Here is a 21,600-nt window from a genome sequence, read left to right as displayed (position 1 = left end):
GGTCTTTTTGTGTTTATTTAAGATTCTAAGTTACAAAACTGTCATATTGTGATGTTATTAGTCATGTAAAACGATGGTTGTAGTATTAATTCCTTGTTATAGTTAAATTAAGGAATTTAATAACCTTGTACCTAGCTTAAAGGAGAAATGAAAATGAAGCCATCATTAAAAATCTATACGTTTATATTAGCTATGATTGTAACCTTATATAATTTAACGCCAATAATCGTAAATGCAGATTCAAATGAAAAAATTCAAAAGATTGATCAATTTGTTAAAGAGCAAAAAGAAATTAGTAAAATTCCAGGAATATCGTTAGTAATTGTAGAAAAGGGGAAAACGGTTTATGAAAAAGGCTTTGGATATGTCGATGTTCAGTCAAAAACACCCGTTACCTCTAATACATTATTTGAACTAGGATCTACATCGAAAGCATTTACAGGATTAGCAATTCTACAATTGGAAAGGGAAGGCTTACTAAAACGTTCTGATGATGTCCAAAAGTATATCCCATGGTTAAAGTTAAAATATAATGGAAAACCTCAGTCAATTACTATTAATCAATTACTGTATCATACAAGTGGAATAGCTACTAACACTATATCTAATATCCCAAAAAGTAACGAACCGAATGCACTTGAGTTGACGGTGAAAAAATTGCTTGATCAGCCATTAGATAGACAACCAAGTAGCTCATTTGAATACGCAACAGTCAATTATGATGTTTTGGGACTCGTTATTGAAAAGGTTTCAAAACAACCCTTTGATACGTATATTAAACAGCAAATATTAAAGCCGATCTCTATGAATGATACTTTTGTTGGCATTCATCAAGTTAAATCTAATGAGATGGCCACGGGTTATAAAATAGGACTGATGAGAGAGCAGGAATATACACCACCGATCTACCGTGGAAATGTACCTGCAGGTTATGTAATAAGTAACGCAAGCGATATAGCAAAATGGTTAAAGCTACAGTTAGGAAATAGCCAAATTGATTCGATTGATTATAAAATTATTCAAGAATCGCATATCCCAGATCAATCTGTAGAGCCTTTCGATAAGGACACATACTATGCAAGTGGATGGGGAGTTATGGGAAAAGAAGAACAATATATATCCCATGCTGGTGAAAATCCAACATTCTCATCTTATTTCATCATGCAGCCCGATGAACAATTAGGAGTAGCCGTATTATCCAATATGAACTCGAGCTATACAACTGCGATAGGGCAAGGTGTGATAGATTTGTGGGAAGGGAAAACGGTAAATACTATTCATTCTGACATCTTTCAGAATTTGGATAAAATTATTTCACTTATATGTGTTATTGTTGTAGGCTTGGGAATGTTTTTAAGTATTCTATTGCTTACAACCTTAAGGGAAATTGTTAAAAAACAACGAATTAGAGTATCTTTAAATATAAAAAGAACTTATTTATTAATCTTTCATTCTTTAAGTGTTGCAATAATTTTTGCACTTATCATTATGTTCCCGAAACTATTACCCGAGGGATCAAATTGGGAGTTTATTAAAGTATGGGGTCCGACTTCAATCACTGTGTTATTTTATAGTGTTATAGTATCGGGTGTGATTTATTGTTTATTGGGATTAGTGAAGATTTTCACCAAAAAGGAAAAAGAAATAAAAATGTAGAGATTTGATTGTTTTATGAAAAACATGGTAATATGAAAATAACTTTAGGTGAAAGGGGAGAATCCAAATGAAAAAAAGATCATTACGTTTTTTAAGTATGGGTATTGGGTTCTCAACTGCTGTTTTTTTCTAAAATTAAGTTTATAGGGACGAGTCTGCCCTTTTTTAGAAAAATAAAAACCTAGAGGAGATTAACTATGAATAATAAAATAACACGTAAAAATCCAATCCAAGTACCTAGCCCTGTTGGCAATTACAGCCATCTTACAATAATTCCTAAAGATGCAACAATATACGCATTATCTGGACAAATTGGAGTTGGGGTAAACGGTGAATTGCCATCATCACTAACAGAACAGGTTAAGAATACATTAAAAAATATTCAATTAATATTGGAGGCAGAGAGACTTAACGCAGACAATGTGGTGAAAGCCAATATTTGGGCAACTGAAGAAATAGATTGGGATGACTTCGATCAACAATGGGAAACGATGTTTGGAAATCCTTATCCTTCTATGACGATAGCTTATATTACTGCTTTAGGACTCCCTGACATTAAATTAGAAATTGATATTTGGGCTGCTAAATAAGCAGAGTAACCGACAAAATCTTAATGATTTTGTCGGCTTTTTAGATAAAGTAAATTTTTGAGAGTATTTGAAAAGAAAAAAGGTCACTTTCCTAAGAAAAGTGACCAAAAAATAAAAATAATGATGGGGGTGTGTTTCTTGCCCATTGTATGAGCAAGTTGGAAGCGAATTAGGTACATTACTATATTATGAAGAATAAAAGCTTTCTGTTAGGCGTTCGCCATTTACTAAAATTATACAGTTTCTACTTAGTGATGTTCCTTAGAATTTGTAGAAGTTTTTAACAATGAAGGTACTGTCCAATAAGTACCCATGCGCCACAACCATTCTAATGGACCTAATTTAAAGAATTTCATCCAAACCTTACTAAATAATAATTGGAAAATGTAAATGCCTATGCAAATCCAAAGAGATTGGATAAAACGAATGTTGCCAATAAGGTGAAAGGCATTGCCAATTAGTAAGATTAGCGCTGTTTGTCCTAAATAATTTGTTAATGCCATTCGGCCATAGGCATTTAACGGTGAAAACAATTTCTGGCTTAAAGGATGTTGCAGTAAAAGTATTAATAATCCTACATAAAATGCAGATACAAATGGGCTAAATTGAAGCCCGATTAATGAAAACTTTTCAATGTTTGTCACATGTTCTGTAAATTCATCCTTGCTCATATTGTCAACGTTTACCATTGCCTCTGGGACATAATGCCATTGATACAACAAGCCCCCTATGCTAATAAAGAACATTATAACTGTAAAGATAAATATGCTTTTACGCTTGTCATTGATCTTTTCAAAGATTCGATGCTGCCCAGCAGCTAATCCTAGTAAAATAAGTGGAAACGGCATAACAATTTTGATGCCATAATAAGCTGTTACCGCTAATAGTATAAGTCCTATAGTTACGTTTATTTCTTTACGAACTTTGTAAAATGGTAACGCAAATAGTCCAAATATTGCATAGACGGTTAATGCTTCTCCAGGTTGGAAATAAAAATGTACAAGACCGATTAACAATAATATAATAATTCTTCTAATAAATAATATATAGGCATTTTCATTTTTAGCCATTGCACGGGAAATAAAAATATAAAAGCCTACACCAAATAAAAATGAAAAAATCGAGAAAAACTTACCTTCCACAAATAATATTAAAAATCTATTATATGCAATATCTATAGATGTGTCCGGTGTATTAATCCATAATAACGCCGGAATATTTACTAAAATAATTCCTAATAAAGCAAATCCTCTTAAATAATCTAATGTATCAATTCGTTTGTTTAATTCAATTGGTTGCATGTTTTCTCCTCCTTACTCACAAAGTATAAGGAAATTGTCCATAAAGTAGTAACGATGAATGTTACGCCAATCTTACAAAATCGTCATATAGCATTAATCGTTTTCTGGATACATAGATAAGATGTTTTTTGCCTGCTGTCGTAAAATATTGATTAATTCTTTTGGTTCTTCAATTTGAGCATGCATGCCAAGTCGATAGAAGAGGGGGCTAATAAAATTAAGCTCACCTTTGTCTATAATAGAATCAATATAACCTGTGCCATCTTCTTTTATAACAACAAAATCTTCAAGGTTTGGATCGCTTTTGCATTGGCGCACACCTTCTCTGGATAATAGAACATGTAAACGAATGGGTTGTTTATTTTCATATGTGCTACCAAACCACTCCGCTAAATTTAAAAATTTCTCTTTGTTTTCTTCACTTTCTATGATGGAAATAATACGATCTACACGAAACAGTAATATTTTTTGTTTAGTGAAATCAAAGGCAGGCATATACCACAACCCATCATGTGCATAAACACCAATAGGATGAATATGTTTCGTTGTTGTGCCTGATTTGGATTCATATTGAATATGTAGACTTTTGTTTTCAATGGCTGCCTCTAAAACTGCTTTCAATAAAGGTGTTTCAATCGCTCGTTTAGGATTCCAAAACGCAATGTATGATTGAAGTTTCTCCACTTTCCGCTTTGCCTCCTCCTGAAGCGAGCTATAAAGCTTATGAGAAGCGGATTTAATTTCCGTATTAAAAGGTAAATCACGATAATAATGCAGTGATTGAAACGCAAAGAAAATCGAAACGGCCTCATCTTCTGTAAATAAAATAGGGGGAAGAAGTCGGTTCGTTAGGACAGAATAGCCACCGTTTCGTCCTTGTTCAGCGTAAATAGGCAAGCCCATATCACTTAAATCTAAAATATATCGATGAACCGTGCGAATCGATATATTGAATTCATCAGCAACTTCCTGTGCAGTAAACTTCTTTTTAGCACTAACAAACAAAAGGATATCTAATAAACGTTTTGCTTTTGACATTTTCTCACCTTTTTTCATTTAATCATGCCAGTAGTTGTCATGTTTTATGATTAGTATAAATATTGTTCATGAGTTTTACAAAAAAGAAAAGGAGATGACGTTATGTCAAGGGAAATCATTTTATATATTGCGACTAGTTTGGATGGATTTATTGCGAAAGAGAATGATGATTTACAATGGCTAGAAGAAGCAGAGGGGGAAGGGGATGCTGGCTATTCTGACATGTATCAATCAATCGATACTATTATTATGGGTAAGAAAACGTATGATTACGTTGTAGATCATATTGAATCTTTTCCATATCCCGATAAGAAATGTTATGTATTCTCAACGTCACGAAGTGGTAAAAACGAACATGTTGAGTTTGTGAATGAAGATGTAGTAGCGTTTACGAAAAAAATAAGGGAACAGGAAGGAACTAAAATTTGGATGGTTGGCGGAGCGAGAATTCTCGATGCCTTTATGAAAGAGCAGTTAATAGATGAATTAATTATTACGGTTACGCCGCATCTTTTAGGCTCAGGAATTCCATTGTTTAAGGATAGTAATCCATATCAGGATTTGAAGTTAGTAAATACCCAATGCTATGGGCAAATGGTGCAAATGCATTATAAGGTGAAGAAAGAGGCTTAATGTTCCAGCCTCTTTTTCTGTTATTAGTAAAGTGCATGATAGATTTCACCCATGATTCCCTTCATTTGATGCATACCTGTATCAGTATTAGTCATCATAACTATCCCTTTTTCGAGGTATGGAGAGGCTACTAGCATACATTGAAACCCAACACCCCAGCCAAGAGAGGAAAATTCGAGCTTGTCGTCCGTTCCATCTAGAAATACTCCTAGACCTGTCCATTCTTTACATCCCTGTGGGCAAAACAGTTCATTTACTTGTATTGAAGTAATGCCGATTTTACTTTGCCCATTGACAGCATTCATAATATCCAGTAATAATTTTGTTAAATCGCTTGGGGTAGTCCATAAACCACAAGCTGCAAGATAAGGATAAATAGAATAGTTCCCTGGAATTAACGCTCCATTTTGATCATGGCCACATGCGAAATTATCCAAATTTGATGTTGAAAGAGAGGTTGAAAATGTACTGTTTGTCATACTCAGTGGCTTAAAAATAAATGTGTCCATGAGATGAGTAAAAGGTTTTTGAGTTGTATCTTCTATTAATAATTGAATAAGACAAAAGCCTGCATCAGAATAGTGAAATTCACTTTCAGGCTCAACAGTCACTTTAATTGAAGTATCGCAATAAGGAGTTTTACCATCCAATATTTCTACTATGGATGGCATTTCCTTGAATGATTCTACGGGCATAAAGCTGCCTTCAGGGTCCACAATCCCAGATTGATGACATAGTAAGTTGCGTAATGTAACCTTTTTATGCTTTGTAAATGGACTGTCAGGAACCTTCCATGAAACTAGTTTTTCATTGACATCTTCATCTAAGTCTACGATCCCTTGGTCCACCAATTTCATCACTAAAACGCTTGTTAGAAATTTACTTATTGAGCAAGCGTTGAAAATGGAATTCTCGTTAATTTTTTTATTAGTAGCTGCTTCTAGTACACCAAAATGATCCGTCTTACTGATTTTTCCCTTTTCTATAGCTACTAGACTTAGGCCAGCTATACGGTAATGCTCCATGCGTTCACGAATGTTTATCATCTACTTATCTCCTAATTTTTTCTTAATTATAACAGATTGGTGAAACGTATGTTTGTGTTTTTGATTTTATTTTAAGGCTGTTTTCTCAAAGATTGTTGTTATCGAACTAACTAGGTAGTTTAGTGCAGGAAATTAAATGGTTTTTTAGGTAAAATATAGATAAATTTTGTATAGGATTTTTCAACTGTAGGAGGAGCCGAATTATGAAGTTAATGAAAATAGCATTTACAGGATTATTTGTAAGTGCTTTATTAACGGGATGTGCAAAGGAAGAAACTAAAATTGAAGAAGTAAAACCGGAAGAAACTAAAGTCAACAACGCGAAGGTGTGGAAGGACGTTTCAACTCCTGAAGGCTTCAACGATTATGGAATCGAACCAACGTTAGAAGCTTGGATTGCCTATCACGCCGAAGATATTACCAAAACAACCGACGTGAACGAATATTATCCGAATGCAGATCGACTCACTTCGGAAATGAAATATTTTCGGGTTCAAGGCGACGACCTTCAAAAGGACTTTGAAAATCTGAATGTGCTTCAAATTTGGATGGGACATCTTGTTTATGTTTTATCGAGACAGGACACGCTAGAGCCTGATAGGGCAAAGTTCAATGACGACTTAAAAAAGTCTTTTAAGTATTTCACTGAATTACTACATGATCTCGACATTGTAATAAATTACGATGGAAAGAGCGAAACATTCGGGCTCACACACCAATTAGACGGGAACAAGGTTAAAGAATTGGAATCGTACCTCTATGTAAATTAACGAGTTTTGAGGTCACTTCAAAGGGTGTGTTATATTCAAGGTCTATGTCTCTATATAAACGATTTAACATAAATTCAGTTTAGTATTTATAAAGGGGTTTTAATTGAGGGAGGATTTACTGAAACTCAAAAGACAAAGAGCAAGTTAACCTACAAAATGTGTAGAATCAACTTGCTCTTTATGTTTTAACAGCAACAATCTATACGAAAACAGCCTATTTTAATAACCGTGCGTGTACAATCATAGCCGGACTATCTTTTGTGAATTCACTTTTTTTCCAAGAACCGTATATGTGTAACATTTCGAACCCATTTTGTTCTAATAGCCTCTTCATTTCCATTGGATATGTATAGCGAAGTCGAATTGAATCTTCGAAAATAGCGTGTTCTAGTTTATTTATAGAACGGCAAGTTAAGATTTGTGTGATAGGGTCATATTCTTCACGATGCTGAATAGTTAGTTTTTCACTTTTGCTATTGACTGAACTTTCTTCGTATTCATCCACGATAGCCAGTTCGCTTAGAAGAGCATTTCTCGTATCGAATAAAAATTCTCCACCTGGATGTAAGTGCTTTTTGACGGATTGGAATAAAGCATTTTGACTATCATTACTTAGAAAATGTTGAAATGCATTTCCTGTCATATAGATGAAATTTGATGAAATAGGTAGTTGAAGCCGCGTGCAATCTTGCGCAGTAAAATGTACGTGTACATTCTGTTTTTTCGCTTTTTCAACTGCCAATTGAAGCATCCCTTCATGGATATCTACTGCATAAACATTGAATCCTTGCTTGGCTAGCGGAATAGCTAATCGACCTGTGCCACAGGCTAATTCAATTATCGTACCGCTATTCTTCTAGAGATGATTTTCAATAAAATATAAATCCACGTTATAATTTTCATGAAGTACATCATATTCAATAGGGTTTTTATATTTCTCTAAATTTCCACTAAACTCATTTTGATACATACAATTTGCTCCTTTAACTTTATCTTAGAGATATTGTATAATAAATCCAATATTTGCACAAATTAGGATCGCACCATAATTATGTGGTTGATTTCCGTTCCGGCTGAACGCTTTCCTGGAGGCGTCCGATGAGTCGTAAAATTAATAAACTATAAAGAATAGGAGGGGTCGTTTGAACAAAAAATTCCCACGCAAAATACATATCATTGGCTCTGTTGGGAGTGGTAAAACTACTTTAGCGAAAGAATTATCCGCACAAATCAATTATGCCCTGGCATAATTGTGTCCGGAATCGGCTTTGTGCTTGCACAAAGAACTCCTTTCCGATTCCGTGACATCCGCCGGAGGCTTTAACTTCTTACAGTGGGTGTTAGGACACCCGCTGTAAGAAGTTAAATATTCCTTATTATGAATTAGATAATGTTGTTTGGATCAGACAAAATTCTGGTGATATTAGAAGAACCGATCAACAAAAAGTGGATTATTTGAATGATATTATTCTGACGAAAGCGTGGATTATTGAGGGTGTTCATAATGAGGACTGGGTAGCGCAAAGCTTTTCGAATGCCGACTTAATTATTTTTTTAGATACAAATTATTTCATACGAATCTTTCGAATAATAAAGAGATTTACGTTACAAAAACTAGGTATGGAAAAATCCAATTACAAACCGACCTTTTCAATATTTATAAAAATGTTTAGATGGAATCGTTATTTTGAGGAGATTGGAAAACCTAACTTTTATCAGAAATATGGCATATATAGTGACAAGTTATTGGTCGTAACAAGTAAAAGGGAACTTCTTTAAAAAAAGCATATCCACAAACAATGGATACGCTTCTTAGGTAGGTAGGCATTTTAAGCATTTTTCTTCGTTTTCGTTGCTCGTTTTTTTCTCGTTGTTGGCTTTTTCGTTTTTTCTAAGGAAGCTTGAAGTGCTGTCATTAAGTCCGTAACATTATCAGGTACTGGCCGTTTATCGCTAGTCGAGATTGTATTCGTAGCTTTTTTCTCCTCGATAAGCTCCATTAAAGCATTGCGATAATCGTCTGTATATTTTTCTGGATTAAATTCTGTTGTTAATTGATCGACTAGCATCAGTGCGGTTTCTAGCTCTTTTGGAACAATGTTTTGTTCGCTTGGAACATTTGGAACATCACCAACACTTCTTACTTCATCAGGGTAATGAATCGTTTCCATCACTAAAGCATTTTGATAAACACGGACAATCGCCAATTGCTCTTTTGAACGGATAATAATTTTGGCCACACCTATTTTTCCGGATTGCTCTAATGTTTGACGTAAGAGGGAATAAGCCTTTCCGCCAGTCGTATCAGGAGATAAAAAATAAGTGCGTTCAAAATAAATAGGATCAATTTCAGTTAATTTTACAAAATCAATGATTTCAACGGCCTTATCTTCATTTTCCTTACGCAAGTTCTCTAATTCTTCTTGATCTAATACGACAAACTTATTTTTTGCATATTCATAAGCCTTCACAATATCTTCATCTTTTACTTCTTGGTTACAGCCTTCACAAACTTTTTTATAGCTAATGGGTGTATGACATTCTTTATGAAGCTGTCGCAATTTAATGTCTTTATTTTCTGTTGCGGCATGAAGTTTTACCGGTATATTGACAAGACCAAATGAGATACTGCCTTTCCAAACTGTATGCATCTGTATCACCTCGTTTTTCTTACTATGATATATTTTGCTTATTTTTATGTATCTTAAAGTGAAATCGTCAAAAACTGAATGTAAAAAGCAAAGTAGGTATTCAAATGAAACCAATGCTATTAACTGAAGTGCTTGAAACGCCTATTGGTGAGGATTGGATGTACGAAACAAAATATGATGGATTTAGGTGTATGTTAGTCTGGGACGAACAGCCGATGTTAATAAGCAGAAATGGCAATAACTTAAATCACTTGTTTCCAGAGATACTTGATTTTTGTAAGAGCTTATTTACTAAAATTAAAAAGTTTTTACCATTAACGTTTGATGGTGAATTAGTTTATTTAACGAATAACTTCAATTGTGATTTTTCGCTTGTCCAAAAAAGAGGGCGCATGCAAAATAAAGAAGTTATTGCTACTCACGCAAAAGCTTTTCCTTGTCATTATATTGCGTTTGATTTACTGAGCTATAAAGGGGAGTCGTTGACAAATAAATATTTAAAAACACGCAAGGAGCAACTTTCTAAGCTTTTTACGACTTTAAAGCTCCCTGTGACTGTAGACTATGAGGATCAATGTCCTTTGCAAGTGATTAGTTGTGTGGGACATAGTGAGCCTCTTTGGCAGGCTATTAAGGTTTACAATGGAGAGGGAATGGTTGCAAAGAAGAAAACAAGCAAATGGATAGGAGATACACGCTCGACACATTGGTTAAAAATAAAGAATTGGAGATATGTAACGGTCATAGTCACGAAATATGATCATGGAAATGGTTATTTTCATGGCAGTATTTATCAACAGGGGGAGCTAGCTGAAGTAGTTATTTTTAAACATGGAATGTCAGAGGAAGAGCGGAAAACACTCATTGCTTTTTTCCAAGCAAATGGACAGATGAATAATGAAACATGGGAGCTAGAGCCATCTATTTGTCTTGATATAGCCTGTATTGATTTCGATGGAAGCAAATGTCGTGAACCACGATTCCATGCATTTCGACTGGAAATGTTGCCAGAGGACTGTCATTGGCAGCACATGCAGCGTCAACTTTTCCCTATTCCAGATACAGTTCAGGTTACGCATCCCGATAAGTCTGTTTGGCCAGAAATTGGTATTACGAAGGATGGTTATTTGCACTATTTGCAAATGATTTCTCCGTATTTATTACCTTTTCTACGTAATCGCCCACTTACATTAATTCGTTTTCCGCATGGGGTACCTGGTGATAGCTTTTATCAAAAAAGTAGCCCAGAGAAAATACCTGAGTTTATTTCAACTGGATGGATGGACGATATTCATTATCTTGTATGTAACAATCTTGAAGCATTATTGTGGCTAGGCAATCAACTTGCACTAGAACTGCATATTCCATTCCAAACATTGCAAACAGAGTATCCGACAGAGATTGTTTTCGATCTAGATCCTCCTTCCGTTGAGCAATTTTCACTTGCTGTTACTGGAGCCCTGGATTTAAAGGAAATTATCGATTATTTTAAGCTACAATCTTTTGCTAAAACGTCGGGAGGTAAGGGAATACAGCTATATATACCGCTACCTGAAAATGCCTTTACTTATGAAGAAGTGCGAGTATTTACTGAATTTGTCTGTCGTTTTTTAAGTGAGCAAAAACCAGAATTGTATACGATCGAGCGTTTAAAGAAGAATAGACATCAAAAATTATATTTAGATTATGTGCAGCATGCAGAAGGCAAGACGATTATTGCTCCATATTCAACTCGTGGCAACGAAAAGGGCTTAGTGGCAACGCCATTACATTGGGAAGAGGTAAATGAGCATTTAACACCAGACCTCTTTACTATTCCTGCTGTACTGGAGAGAATGAAAAAAGTGAGCAACCCATTTAAAGATTTCCGTCAAGTAGGGGAGAGTCAGGATTTTCAATCAGCTTTAGAGCGTATAAAAGAGCAATGATGTGCTTACTAAGTATGAACAGGCTGATAGGAGCAAAACTTCGAATAAAAGCAAAAAGCATCGGCTTTAGTGTCGATGCTTTTTAACAAATTTATTATTTCTTTTTGTAATTTATGTTAATGTTAAATTACTTATAAGGTTGACTTGATTCACTTATTATTTCTGTTCGTTAAATTGGTGATTTTTTAGCGAAAATTAATAAGAAAGGTGGGATAACTCTTATGGTTTATCATGCAAAAACAGATATTATTTTAACAATAATTATATTCTTATTGTTTTGGCTATTTGGGGCTATATCACTGCTTTCGTTCACATCTTTATCAACTGTTATTATTATGTCAACGGCCTTTATTGTTTCAGTAGTTTTTATTTGGTGGTATGTAAATTCTATTAAGTTTGTTTTCTGTGAAAATTATCTTTTAGTTAAAGGTGGTCCATTCAAAAGTAAGATTACGTATCAAAGCATAACTAGGGTTTCTCCAACGACAGATAAGTATACTGGTTATCTAATTTCATCATCTGATAAGGGTCTTGAAATATTTTATAAAACAGCAGCTCACGGTAGTATAAAAATTTTACCAGAAGATAAAATGAAGTTTATTTTAGAGTTAAAAAAACGATGTCCTAATGCACAATTCCGCAAAATCAAAAATTTGAGTAATTAGTTAAATTTGTTTTATCAGTAATCCCTTATTGATAGGGAAGGAGCAGGATTTTCAATTTGTCTTGGATTATTTAAATGATTGAAAGAGAGGACCAAATTACTACGCCCTCTCTTTAATTTATATAAGCAACTGCTTAAATTAAGGATTTGTCAATTCTCTTAGTCGTTTTATATTTTGTTGGTAAATCTCCGGTGAACTCCAATCTTTAAAGATTTCAGGAATTGCTATCTCCTCATTTTGCTTGCTCTCTTCTGCAATAGTAATTAGTTCAGATATATAATTGATTATTTTGGAGATATCTTCTTTTGTACCTGTTGGACCGTGTCCGGGTACTGCAACGGCAATTTCTAGTCGTGCAACATTTTTTAAAATATTGCTCCATTTCACAGGATCAGACTCTTCAAAAAACGTTGGGTGACAATTCACAAATAATAAATCACCCATAAATATTACTTTCTCATCAGGAATATAAAGCATGGCATCACAAAAGGAATGGCCTCCTCCTAGCGTGAAAAGCTTTGCAATGCGTTTCGTTCCTTGTAAGGTTATTTCATTGTTAAACGTTTGGTTCGGTAATACTAATTCCAAAGTTGGTAATGATTCTTTTAATTCATTTAGAGAATTTATTTGGTATTGTATAGTGGGGTCGTGGGTTAGATTTATCTGGTCTTTTAAGAATTGAATATAGTCTTTTAAACCTTGAATATCATTTTTCTGTTTACTGAATCTTGAGGGATGAACGTCTCTTATTTTTGAGTATGTAATTTGGCTGGAAATAATAATTGTGTCTTTAAATGTTTGGTTGCCTCGAATATGGTCGCCATGAAAATGACTGTTAACAACCCATGCAACAGTACGGTTTGTTATTTTTTCAGCAATGAGCCTTAAGTCCTCAGATGCTTGTTGTGTGTTAAATGTATCAAAAACAATAACTTTATCACCTAAATCGACAAAACCTGCATTTGCCACAGCTCCGCCACCTTCTTTGGCTATTGCTGCAAAGCTACTATTACTAATTTGTTCTAGCTTAAAATGTTTACTATTAAACACATCGTTCATTCATCTCACCTCATCTCACCTCACCTCACCTCACCTCACCTCTTATTTAATTACTTCCTATATTTTCTATATTCGATATTGATTAAAACAATACCTCTAGATATTAACAAAGCAGTCTGTATCTTAATAAAAAGATTTATAACCTACTTCGTATTGCAAATATATGAACCTTTTAAATTGAGTATAGTCTATGCTTATTTATCAGAGGAGGGCAGAAAGCTTGCTCTAGATTGAATCTTTAAAGATTGTGGTAAGCAAACCAAGAATAAACGCAAAATAGTACAGTGCAATTTCGAGAAGATGGCTACATAGAGTGATAGAGTTTATATTTGAAAGGCAGGAGATTCAGATGGAAGAAAAGCATGACATCACATTCCCAACTAAATATGGTGTGTTCAATATGAGGGTAGGCGCAATCATTCTCCGAGATGATAAAGTGCTGATGGTTAAAAATAATCGTGACTCTTACTACTACTCCGTTGGGGGAAGAGTGAAATTACAGGAAACTTTAGAAGAAGCCATCATCCGCGAAGGCTTTGAAGAAACCAAAGTGCATTTTGAAGTTGATCGTTTAGTATTTATTCATGAAAACTTTTTTCCTGTTCAAAGTGGTACATATGGAGAAACGCAATTTCATGAAATATCATTCTTTTATTTAATGAAATCAAATGAAGTCGAAGTTATGTGTGAAAGCTACACCAGTGATGGTATTGAAGAAAGGTTAGAACGGTTATCTATTTCGAATCTTCAGGAAACCTTTCTATTCCCAGAGTTCTTTAAATCAGAACTCACTTGCTTGCCTGCTGAAATCAAACATATCGTAACAGTTGAAGAAAAAAGAACATAAAAGAAAACAGAGAGGATTTCTCCTCTCCGTAAAGTCTAAGCACATCACATCAGTACTGATACTTTAATTATTGGCATTCTTTTTCTCTAAGTAATCCAGAATCCCCATTGCCGAAACAATTGTATCGAATGGGATTGTTTGATAAATCGGATGATTTTCTGCGATGCCATTTTCCTGTAAGTAGTTATACAAAAGCTCCTTTAAGCGACTATCTAAAAATTGTACTTGTTCTTTAAAATCATTAGATAAAGTTAACGCCTTTTTCCCTTCAGCTAGAAATAGCGGAGTCCAGTAGCGCACTTGTCTATAAGCTTCAACAGGATTTTTATAAGCACCGAAATGACCAAAATACAATTCTGTAGCATTTAATTTTTCGTAAAGCTGGATAGATTGCTCCATTGTATCTGGATCATACTGATTCGGTGAAGTGGAGGGAATAATTAAATCAATTGATTCGTTCTCCATTTCTGGATAACGTACACCAGTTGTATCTCCTACAAACAATCCATTCGTAGCCGAATAAAGCATGGATACATGATGCTTTGCATGACCTTCTGTATGATAAAACGTTAGCTGATGTTGACCTAAAGATAGTACCTCCTCATGTCCAATTTCTATAATGCGTTCAGCATTGATAGGTAATATCGGATCAAATAGACGATCGAACTCCGCCCCATAAACACTCTTGGCACTTGCAATTAGACGACTAGGATCCACCATATGAGATACACCTCGTGGATGTACAACGAATGTTGCATTTGGACAGCTTTGTAAAAACAAGCCTGCACCTCCAGCGTGGTCTAAATGGATATGAGTAACAATTACATATTGAATATCCTCTAGATCAATATGTAACTCATCTAAACCTTCTACTATATATGGCATAGAAGGACTAGCAGAAGTCTCGATTAATGTAATTTTTTCATCGATAAGTAAATAAGAGCTTGTACGCTGTTCCCGATTTAAATCGTGTGTATCAATACAATAAAAGTTTGGTGCAAGTTGTTGGACTCTCCCCATTAAATTAATCCCCCTCGGTTTCTGATGTGCGCGAAACATTCTCTAATATTCATATTTTATCTACAAAATGTAATGTTTGTACTTAATGATAATAGAAAAATATACTGAATGTCCATTCGTTTTTTTAGAGGGGAATATTAATGGAGAAAAAGATTCGCTACGACACAGGAAAAGTACATCGTGTTAATTTAGCTATCATTTCAATTTTGGCAGTGCTAATTTGTGGACCGTTGATATTTTCAAGGGCAATATGTTCTTTAATCGGTAATATAGTAGCTATGATTGTTGTTGTCGTAATTGATGTACTTACACCTGATAGTTAATTTGGTTACTAAGAAATCATTCTAGTGAATTGTAATATCGAATTTGAGAAGGAGCTATGATGAAAATAAATTGATTTAGAAATTATTAATATTTCAGACGAAAGAATGATGTAAGAGGGTTGTGGTTTTAATATACTATTTCATAAATAATGATGGAATAGGAGAATATTGACATGATAAAAGGTTTATATGAAGCACATTTACCAGTTAGTAATTTAGAAAACTCGATTGTATTTTATAAAAAATTAGAGTTAGAACTCGCCTATAAAAAAGGAAAAGTTGCTTTCTTTTGGATCGTTAAAGGAGAAAGCTGGTTAGGTTTATGGGAAAGTGATAGTGTTCATGTAAACTACCATCCATCTATCCGACATTTGGCGTTTAAAATTGAAGAAGAAGATCTTGAGTATGTAAAAGAGTGGTTGTCTTCCATTGGCATTGAAGTTCGAACAGAATTTGGCCTTACTTCTGAACATCAACCTTTAGTACTATCAAATTATCCTCATGCACATGCTGCAATTTACTTTTCAGACCCTGATGGTAATTCATTAGAATTAATTACACCATTGAGACTAGATGATGTTGAGAGTTTTAATGAGATGTCTCTTGAAGCGTGGAGAAAACGTTATTCCGTTTAACCTTATAACGGATTTTGGGTAATTCTTTGGACATTCATTAGTAAATATTTTTATTACAGCAAAAGAGCCTTATACCTTGAAAGGTAAGGCTCTTCCTTTTACAAGTATAATTTCAAGTAAATCACTGTTTCATAGTTGCATTTTTTATTTCATTACTATCATGCTTATATTTAAAAGTTATTGCAAAAATGATTGCCAAAATGAGCGTATACGCCCCGAAAACCAACCAAATATATTGCCAATTTCTCACTCCGTCAACTGTGAAATAATCAACTACTTTGCCACTAATGACAGCTCCTAAATAGGCGCCAATGCCATTGACCATTGTACTAAATAATCCTTGAGCACTACCGCGAATTCGATGATCGACTTCTTTTTCCACAAAAATGGCTCCCGAAATATTAAAGAAATCGAAGGCACAACCATAAACAATCATTGATAACAACAATAGTAAAAATCCTCCGCCGATTGGGCTTCCATACCCAAAGAAAACAAAACGTAATGTCCAACCTACCATACTGATCAGTATTACTTTTTTAATGCCATACTTACGTAAGAAAAATGGAATGGTCAGAATAAAGAATACCTCTGAAATTTGTGACACTGATAATAAAATAGCTGGATATTTAACAGTAAAGCTATTTTTATAATCGGGGTTCAACGCGAAGTCGTGTAAAAATGGATCACCAAATGTATTGGTAATTTGAAGCGCAACACCTAATAGCATTGCAAAAATTAAAAACAACGCCATTTTTTTATCTTTAAAAAGAACAAAAGCGTCTAGTCCCAAAAGGCTGATCAACGACTTGTCCTTAATTACATTAGAAGTTGGGCAGGCAGGAAGAGAAATTGTGTATAGTGCAAGTAGCAACGAAGAGCCGCTAGCTATAAATAGCTGAATATTGCTTAATTCAATTTTGGCAAGACTAATAATCCACATCGCAAGAATAAAACCAATTGTCCCATAGACACGAATAGGTGGGAAGTCCTTTACAACATCAAAGCCTTTGTGTTCCAGGTAAAAATAAGAAATTGTATTCGATAAAGCAAGTGTTGGCATATAAACGATTGAGTTAAAGAGCATTACCCAGAACATCATTGTAGGATCTGAAATTTGAGCAGCAGTAAATAGGGTAATTGCACCGAGGAAATGTAAAATTCCGTATAACACATTTGCTTTTACCCACCGATCTGCAATAATGCCTATAAGACTTGGCATAATAATGGCTGCAAGACCGTTAGAACTATATACGATTCCAACTTGCGCGCCAGTAAAGTTCAACGTATTGATCATATAAGAACCAAATGTAACAAGCCAAGATCCCCAAATAAAAAACTGTAGAAAAATCATTATTTTAAGACGTAATTTTATATTCATTTTTTCCTCCTAGAGAAGGTGATGGAATTATTTTTATTTTTTCAGTAAAAATAAATTAACAAGGATGTTATCCTATAATGTCTGTTTTAATGAATACATTATGCATTAATTGTTCAATTAAAATTTTTTGTCTTATTTGAGAAAATAAGAACCATAATCGCTACATTGGACTCTAAAACTGTTGACATAACTAAAGCATTTGCTCCTAATGTCAGATTCATACGAATTTTAATCGGATTGTCGTCATGGTGAAATTTGGGTTTTGGCAACATAGGAGGAAATATTGAGTGAAAAAATGGTGGAGTAACATCTTTTGAAGTTAACTATTCTGTATGAGTACATGGAAACAGAGAAATTGAGATACTTTTAGGTGCTAAATCGCAATAGTATGTGAGCTATTGGTAAGCACATGAAGCTTTATAATACAACTATATTAAAGTGAAGAACAATATTTTGGTTCAAATGTTGAAGTAGTCGAAAGGCTGCTTCATTTACCCGAGCCATTCCAAGCGCTGGATTCTTGGATACAATCCTTCCAGAGTGTAATGCAAGAAAGATTCGATAATTTAGATGAGTATTTGAAGGAATTGCAGAAAAAAGAAAAATCATAAAACCATAAAACCATTTCATCATCAAGGAGGAATTACAATGTCAAACAATTCAATGGTATCGAGAGTAGACAACGATCGCGTACTTATACTGGAGCGCGTTTTCGATGCACCACGAGATTTATTATTCAAGATGTTTAAAGAACCAGAGCATCTGAAACGTTGGTGGGGGCCGAGAGGATGGGAAATTCCAGTCTGCATCGTTGATTTCCGTCCGGGAGGCGTATGGCACTACTGTATGAAGTGCGTCGATGAAAACCTAGGTGAATTTTATGGTATGGAATCGTGGGGAAAAGGGATTTATAAGGAGATTATCGAGCCTGAGAAGATCAGCTATACCGATTACTTTTCGGATGCTGAAGGTATTTCGAATGACTCCATGCCGTCGACCGAGATTACATTGGAATTCATCGATTTGGGTGGAACGACTAAGTTGATAAACCGTGCAGAATATGTGTCTGCAGAGGCACTTAAGACCGTAATGGATATGGGCATGCTACAAGGCATCACAGAAACTTGGGACCGTTTGAATGAGCATGTGCAGTCGCTAAAGTAATAGTAAAGCTTTTTTAGATAAGTAAAGTTTAAGAACATCTTTAAGGGAGTGTAAAAATCAATGATTAATAAAGTCGGCCAAATCATGTTGTATGTTAATAACCAGGATGAAGCAAAAGAGTTTTGGACAGAAAAAGTAGGATTTAGTGTAATTTCAGAGGAAGATAATGGTCAAGGAATGAAATGGATTGAAATTGCTCCAACTAAAGAAGCGGAAACAAAAATTATTCTCCATAATAAGGAATTAATTGCTAAAATGCAACCTGAAATGAATCTTGGTACACCTTCTTTGATGTTTTTCTCGGAAGATATCGACAAATTATATAATGACTTATTAAACAAAAACGTTATCGTCGGAGAAATTGTAAATATGCCTTCAGGTAGGGTATTTAATTTTGCAGATAATGAAAATAATTACTATGCAGTAATGGAAACAAAATAAATTATTAATCAATTTATGAGTGCGATGCTTGAATAAAAGCATCGCATTTTACATGCTTGATTATGTTGTTGGTGATGCATGAAACCCTCTCCTCCAAAGAAGTTAGAAAACGTATAACAAAATTAATTATTTATAGGATCACATTTATCTATTTTTCAGGTCGTATAACCTAGTGTTACGTCTATTTCATTATTTCTAAAAAAAATATTATGAAATAGGGGAGGAGGTGATCCAATGAAATTTAATAACTTTCAAAGTGGGTTAAACGGAGAAACAGGTGCAACTAGACTGCAAATAATAGAGGGGAGAATTGGAGCAACAGGAGCAACTGGGGTTCAAGGAATAACAGGGTCAACAGGAGCAACTGGGGTTCAAGGAATAACAGGGTCAACAGGAGCAACTGGGGTTCAAGGAATAACAGGGGCGATAGGAGCAACTGGGGTTCAAGGAATAACAGGGACGACAGGAGCAACTGGGGTTCAAGGAATAACAGGGGCGATAGGAGCAATTGGGGTTCAAGGAATAACAGGGACGACAGGAGCAACTGGGGTTCAAGGAATAACAGGGACGACAGGAGCAACTGGACTTCAAGGAATTACTGGTGTATCAGGAGTAACTGGCTCTACTGGTCCAACAGGTTCGAATGGTCCAGGACTAATGGAAGTTTACTTAAGTACAAATCAATCAGTTGCAAACAATGATTTTCTTGGGATTGGGAGTGCCTCAGCTTCTTTCATTAAAAATACATTTGTAGTTCCTCAAAATGCAGTTATAACAAGTTTAACTCTTAATATACGAGATCATAATTTAACTGCTGGAGATACTGCATCTGCACAAATATATTTAAGTACAAATTGTGGTTTTACTGCCCCGATAGCAACTGGTATCATAGCAACTATTACAGGACCTAGTTCATCTACTTCACCAAATTGTTGTACAACTACAACGTCAAATTTCTCAGTAAATAGTTGTACTCTTCTGTCTGTAGAAATAACAACTTCTGGTGGATCTTTTGCAAACGGTGTATTAGCAACTATTCGATATCATTCACCTTAAGGGAATTTTTACCCGATGAAACCTTTAGAGGAAACAAATTTAGAAAAGAGTTTTGAAAAAGCCGCAATAACGTGGCTTTTTTACATATAATTGTTATTATCATTGTATAATGTAATTTGATTTATTTGCTTACGTTCCTACTATTAAATATTCCTGTCCAGAAATTGAGTGAAGCAATGAAAATTGCCGTTCGAAATCCAACGTATTTAAAGGATATTAAAAAACAAGCAATGAAGACTGCTTACAGGTTTGGAATTAAGACTCTTCTGCCAGTTAGCTACGCTACTCAGAGTGCAATATATGCTACTGGTGTTACTAAAGGATGGAACCATTACGATAAGTACAAGAATTTGAATTATTATAATTTTGCAAGTAAGGTATATAAAATATATGGTATGTCATGGGCATAGTGGTAATTAAAAGAAGATAGAAATTGAATATAAAATTAATAATGAGTGTAATACTTTTATTAACAATGAATATCGGAGGATTATATATTTACAGAAATAGCAAAGGCTGTTTAGTTACCCTAATGAAAGCATGGAATATTTTTGTATAATCGGTGCCATTGTTATTGTTTTAATTGCAGTAAACGGATGGTGATTTAAGTTATTGAAAGTCTAATAGCAGTAAGCATAAATCCCAATTATGTATAGAAAACTTTGCTCTTAAGTAGATGATTTTAATAGAGAACAAGGAAGATTTGGCTCTATTTAATTGTCTAAGCGTGCTTTTTCTTAACATCATAACAATGGCAGGTTATCGCTATGACGAGGACACATAACTGTATTATTTAATGGTACGTTACTATAACCCTGATACAGGGCTATTCCTATCACTTCGCAACTAGACCACTCATATCTAAACCTTTTGTTAAACGAAAAAGACGGCCGAATTCAAATTCGCCAAATTCGCCGCCTCTACTATTTATTTTGTTACCATGTCATAACTCCAATCAACCAAGTTCAAATCATCTGCGGAATAGACGTTCTAAATCCGCTCGATCATTCGAGCCAGACGGTAAACTATGGTGAGTTAAAACCGGTACATTTACTGGAGCTGAAGCAGCCAAAGAAGGGTCTAATAAAATAAAAACAGCTAAACTTGCGCAAGTTGCAAATGTTGTAGCTGCATAATAGAAGATGACCAGCAAAGCTAATTTAGCCGAGCTGGTCTTTTTAATTTACTTTGTCCTAATCAACCATAAGTCTTTAGCCTGATATGGTATCAGTCTATCACTGTATTTACGAGTAAATAAAACTTTGATATTCTATTTATGGAAAATATTTCTTTCGGAAGGGAGTGATCAAGGTGTTAAAGTGAACAAAAAAATTTTATTTGTGAGGACATTAATTATTGTTTTAGGAAGTGTATATCTAGAAATCAAGGAGGCATTTCT

The 21,600-nt window shown here is 34.6% G+C and carries 22 protein-coding genes and 1 pseudogene; 15 read left to right on the top strand and 8 right to left on the bottom strand.

Annotated features, from left to right (window positions below):
- The first annotated feature begins 147 nt into the window (after positions 1–147).
- Both ACQKOF_RS02220 and ACQKOF_RS02215 read left to right on the top strand, forming a co-directional pair.
- Complete coding sequence (locus ACQKOF_RS02220) at positions 148–1,656, top strand: serine hydrolase domain-containing protein (protein WP_427553259.1); 1,509 nt, start codon at positions 148–150, stop codon at positions 1,654–1,656.
- A gap of 197 nt (positions 1,657–1,853) precedes the next feature.
- Entirely contained in the window at positions 1,854–2,246 is a 393-nt protein-coding gene (locus ACQKOF_RS02215; protein ID WP_427553257.1) for a RidA family protein, read from the top strand.
- 248 nt (positions 2,247–2,494) lie between these two features.
- Here ACQKOF_RS02215 and ACQKOF_RS02210 read toward each other — a convergent pair whose 3' ends face one another.
- Both ACQKOF_RS02210 and ACQKOF_RS02205 read right to left on the bottom strand, forming a co-directional pair.
- Positions 2,495–3,547, bottom strand: coding sequence for a DUF418 domain-containing protein (locus ACQKOF_RS02210; RefSeq protein WP_427553255.1), 1,053 nt, complete (start codon positions 3,545–3,547; stop codon positions 2,495–2,497).
- A gap of 93 nt (positions 3,548–3,640) precedes the next feature.
- Positions 3,641–4,585 (bottom strand): helix-turn-helix transcriptional regulator, encoded by a 945-nt coding sequence (locus ACQKOF_RS02205; RefSeq protein WP_427553253.1) that lies wholly within the window; start codon positions 4,583–4,585, stop codon positions 3,641–3,643.
- A gap of 102 nt (positions 4,586–4,687) precedes the next feature.
- Between ACQKOF_RS02205 and ACQKOF_RS02200 the strand changes: the two genes are divergently transcribed.
- Positions 4,688–5,218, top strand: coding sequence for a dihydrofolate reductase family protein (locus ACQKOF_RS02200; RefSeq protein WP_427553251.1), 531 nt, complete (start codon positions 4,688–4,690; stop codon positions 5,216–5,218).
- Positions 5,219–5,241: 23 nt separating this feature from the next.
- On the opposite strand, the gene ACQKOF_RS02195 is transcribed toward ACQKOF_RS02200, so the two are convergent.
- Positions 5,242–6,264: a serine hydrolase domain-containing protein gene (locus ACQKOF_RS02195; protein WP_427553249.1), complete on the bottom strand. Its 1,023-nt coding sequence runs from the start codon at positions 6,262–6,264 to the stop codon at positions 5,242–5,244.
- A gap of 203 nt (positions 6,265–6,467) precedes the next feature.
- Between ACQKOF_RS02195 and ACQKOF_RS02190 the strand changes: the two genes are divergently transcribed.
- On the top strand, positions 6,468–7,034 hold the full coding sequence (locus tag ACQKOF_RS02190; RefSeq protein ID WP_427553247.1) for a hypothetical protein: 567 nt from the start codon (positions 6,468–6,470) through the stop codon (positions 7,032–7,034).
- Between the two features lie 214 nt (positions 7,035–7,248).
- On the opposite strand, the gene ACQKOF_RS02185 is transcribed toward ACQKOF_RS02190, so the two are convergent.
- Positions 7,249–7,875: a class I SAM-dependent methyltransferase gene (locus ACQKOF_RS02185; protein ID WP_427553752.1), complete on the bottom strand. Its 627-nt coding sequence runs from the start codon at positions 7,873–7,875 to the stop codon at positions 7,249–7,251.
- 301 nt (positions 7,876–8,176) lie between these two features.
- On the opposite strand from ACQKOF_RS02185, the gene ACQKOF_RS02180 reads away from it, so the two are divergent.
- Together ACQKOF_RS02180 and ACQKOF_RS02175 are read left to right on the top strand one after the other, a co-directional pair.
- Positions 8,177–8,284, top strand: coding sequence for a EutP/PduV family microcompartment system protein (locus ACQKOF_RS02180; RefSeq protein ID WP_427553245.1), 108 nt, complete (start codon positions 8,177–8,179; stop codon positions 8,282–8,284).
- Between the two features lie 205 nt (positions 8,285–8,489).
- Positions 8,490–8,813: a hypothetical protein gene (locus ACQKOF_RS02175; RefSeq protein WP_427553243.1), complete on the top strand. Its 324-nt coding sequence runs from the start codon at positions 8,490–8,492 to the stop codon at positions 8,811–8,813.
- Positions 8,814–8,863: 50 nt separating this feature from the next.
- Here ACQKOF_RS02175 and ACQKOF_RS02170 read toward each other — a convergent pair whose 3' ends face one another.
- Entirely contained in the window at positions 8,864–9,685 is an 822-nt protein-coding gene (locus tag ACQKOF_RS02170) for a Ku protein (protein ID WP_427553241.1), read from the bottom strand.
- 104 nt (positions 9,686–9,789) lie between these two features.
- On the opposite strand from ACQKOF_RS02170, the gene ACQKOF_RS02165 reads away from it, so the two are divergent.
- Positions 9,790–11,613 (top strand): DNA ligase D, encoded by a 1,824-nt coding sequence (locus tag ACQKOF_RS02165; protein ID WP_427553239.1) that lies wholly within the window; start codon positions 9,790–9,792, stop codon positions 11,611–11,613.
- A 221-nt stretch (positions 11,614–11,834) separates the two neighbouring features.
- Positions 11,835–12,278: a PH domain-containing protein gene (locus ACQKOF_RS02160; RefSeq protein ID WP_427553237.1), complete on the top strand. Its 444-nt coding sequence runs from the start codon at positions 11,835–11,837 to the stop codon at positions 12,276–12,278.
- Positions 12,279–12,416: 138 nt separating this feature from the next.
- Here the strand turns inward: ACQKOF_RS02160 and ACQKOF_RS02155 are convergent, their stop codons facing one another.
- Complete coding sequence (locus tag ACQKOF_RS02155; RefSeq protein WP_427553235.1) at positions 12,417–13,337, bottom strand: MBL fold metallo-hydrolase; 921 nt, start codon at positions 13,335–13,337, stop codon at positions 12,417–12,419.
- 349 nt (positions 13,338–13,686) lie between these two features.
- Between ACQKOF_RS02155 and ACQKOF_RS02150 the strand changes: the two genes are divergently transcribed.
- A complete protein-coding gene (locus ACQKOF_RS02150) occupies positions 13,687–14,184 on the top strand; it encodes an NUDIX hydrolase (RefSeq protein WP_427553233.1) in 498 nt (165 codons plus the stop codon).
- Positions 14,185–14,247: 63 nt separating this feature from the next.
- Here ACQKOF_RS02150 and ACQKOF_RS02145 read toward each other — a convergent pair whose 3' ends face one another.
- Positions 14,248–15,204, bottom strand: a complete 957-nt coding sequence (locus ACQKOF_RS02145) for an MBL fold metallo-hydrolase (protein ID WP_427553231.1) — start codon at positions 15,202–15,204, stop codon at positions 14,248–14,250.
- 140 nt (positions 15,205–15,344) lie between these two features.
- On the opposite strand from ACQKOF_RS02145, the gene ACQKOF_RS02140 reads away from it, so the two are divergent.
- Together ACQKOF_RS02140 and ACQKOF_RS02135 are read left to right on the top strand one after the other, a co-directional pair.
- Positions 15,345–15,527 (top strand): hypothetical protein, encoded by a 183-nt coding sequence (locus ACQKOF_RS02140; protein ID WP_427553229.1) that lies wholly within the window; start codon positions 15,345–15,347, stop codon positions 15,525–15,527.
- Positions 15,528–15,700: 173 nt separating this feature from the next.
- On the top strand, positions 15,701–16,162 hold the full coding sequence (locus tag ACQKOF_RS02135) for a VOC family protein (protein ID WP_427553227.1): 462 nt from the start codon (positions 15,701–15,703) through the stop codon (positions 16,160–16,162).
- Between the two features lie 121 nt (positions 16,163–16,283).
- Here the strand turns inward: ACQKOF_RS02135 and ACQKOF_RS02130 are convergent, their stop codons facing one another.
- A complete protein-coding gene (locus tag ACQKOF_RS02130; RefSeq protein WP_427553225.1) occupies positions 16,284–17,540 on the bottom strand; it encodes a nucleoside permease in 1,257 nt (418 codons plus the stop codon).
- A 494-nt stretch (positions 17,541–18,034) separates the two neighbouring features.
- Between ACQKOF_RS02130 and ACQKOF_RS02125 the strand changes: the two are divergent.
- The 4 genes and pseudogenes from ACQKOF_RS02125 to ACQKOF_RS02110 form a co-directional block, all read left to right on the top strand.
- Positions 18,035–18,151 (top strand): annotated as a pseudogene (locus ACQKOF_RS02125) (transcriptional regulator); the annotation flags it as partial.
- Positions 18,152–18,188: 37 nt separating this feature from the next.
- Entirely contained in the window at positions 18,189–18,704 is a 516-nt protein-coding gene (locus ACQKOF_RS02120; RefSeq protein ID WP_427553223.1) for an SRPBCC family protein, read from the top strand.
- Positions 18,705–18,764: 60 nt separating this feature from the next.
- The gene (locus ACQKOF_RS02115; protein WP_427553221.1) at positions 18,765–19,145 is read left to right on the top strand and encodes a VOC family protein; all 381 of its coding nucleotides are present in this window, start codon (positions 18,765–18,767) and stop codon (positions 19,143–19,145) included.
- A 234-nt stretch (positions 19,146–19,379) separates the two neighbouring features.
- The gene (locus ACQKOF_RS02110; RefSeq protein ID WP_427553219.1) at positions 19,380–20,201 is read left to right on the top strand and encodes a hypothetical protein; all 822 of its coding nucleotides are present in this window, start codon (positions 19,380–19,382) and stop codon (positions 20,199–20,201) included.
- The last annotated feature ends 1,399 nt before the right edge of the window (positions 20,202–21,600 follow it).

Origin of the sequence: Lysinibacillus sp. NPDC093190, from assembly GCF_050280425.1 — a bacterium.
GTDB lineage: Bacteria > Bacillota > Bacilli > Bacillales_A > Planococcaceae > Lysinibacillus.
Note: the sequence above shows the minus strand (reverse complement) of the source record. Positions and strands in the feature narration are given on the sequence as shown.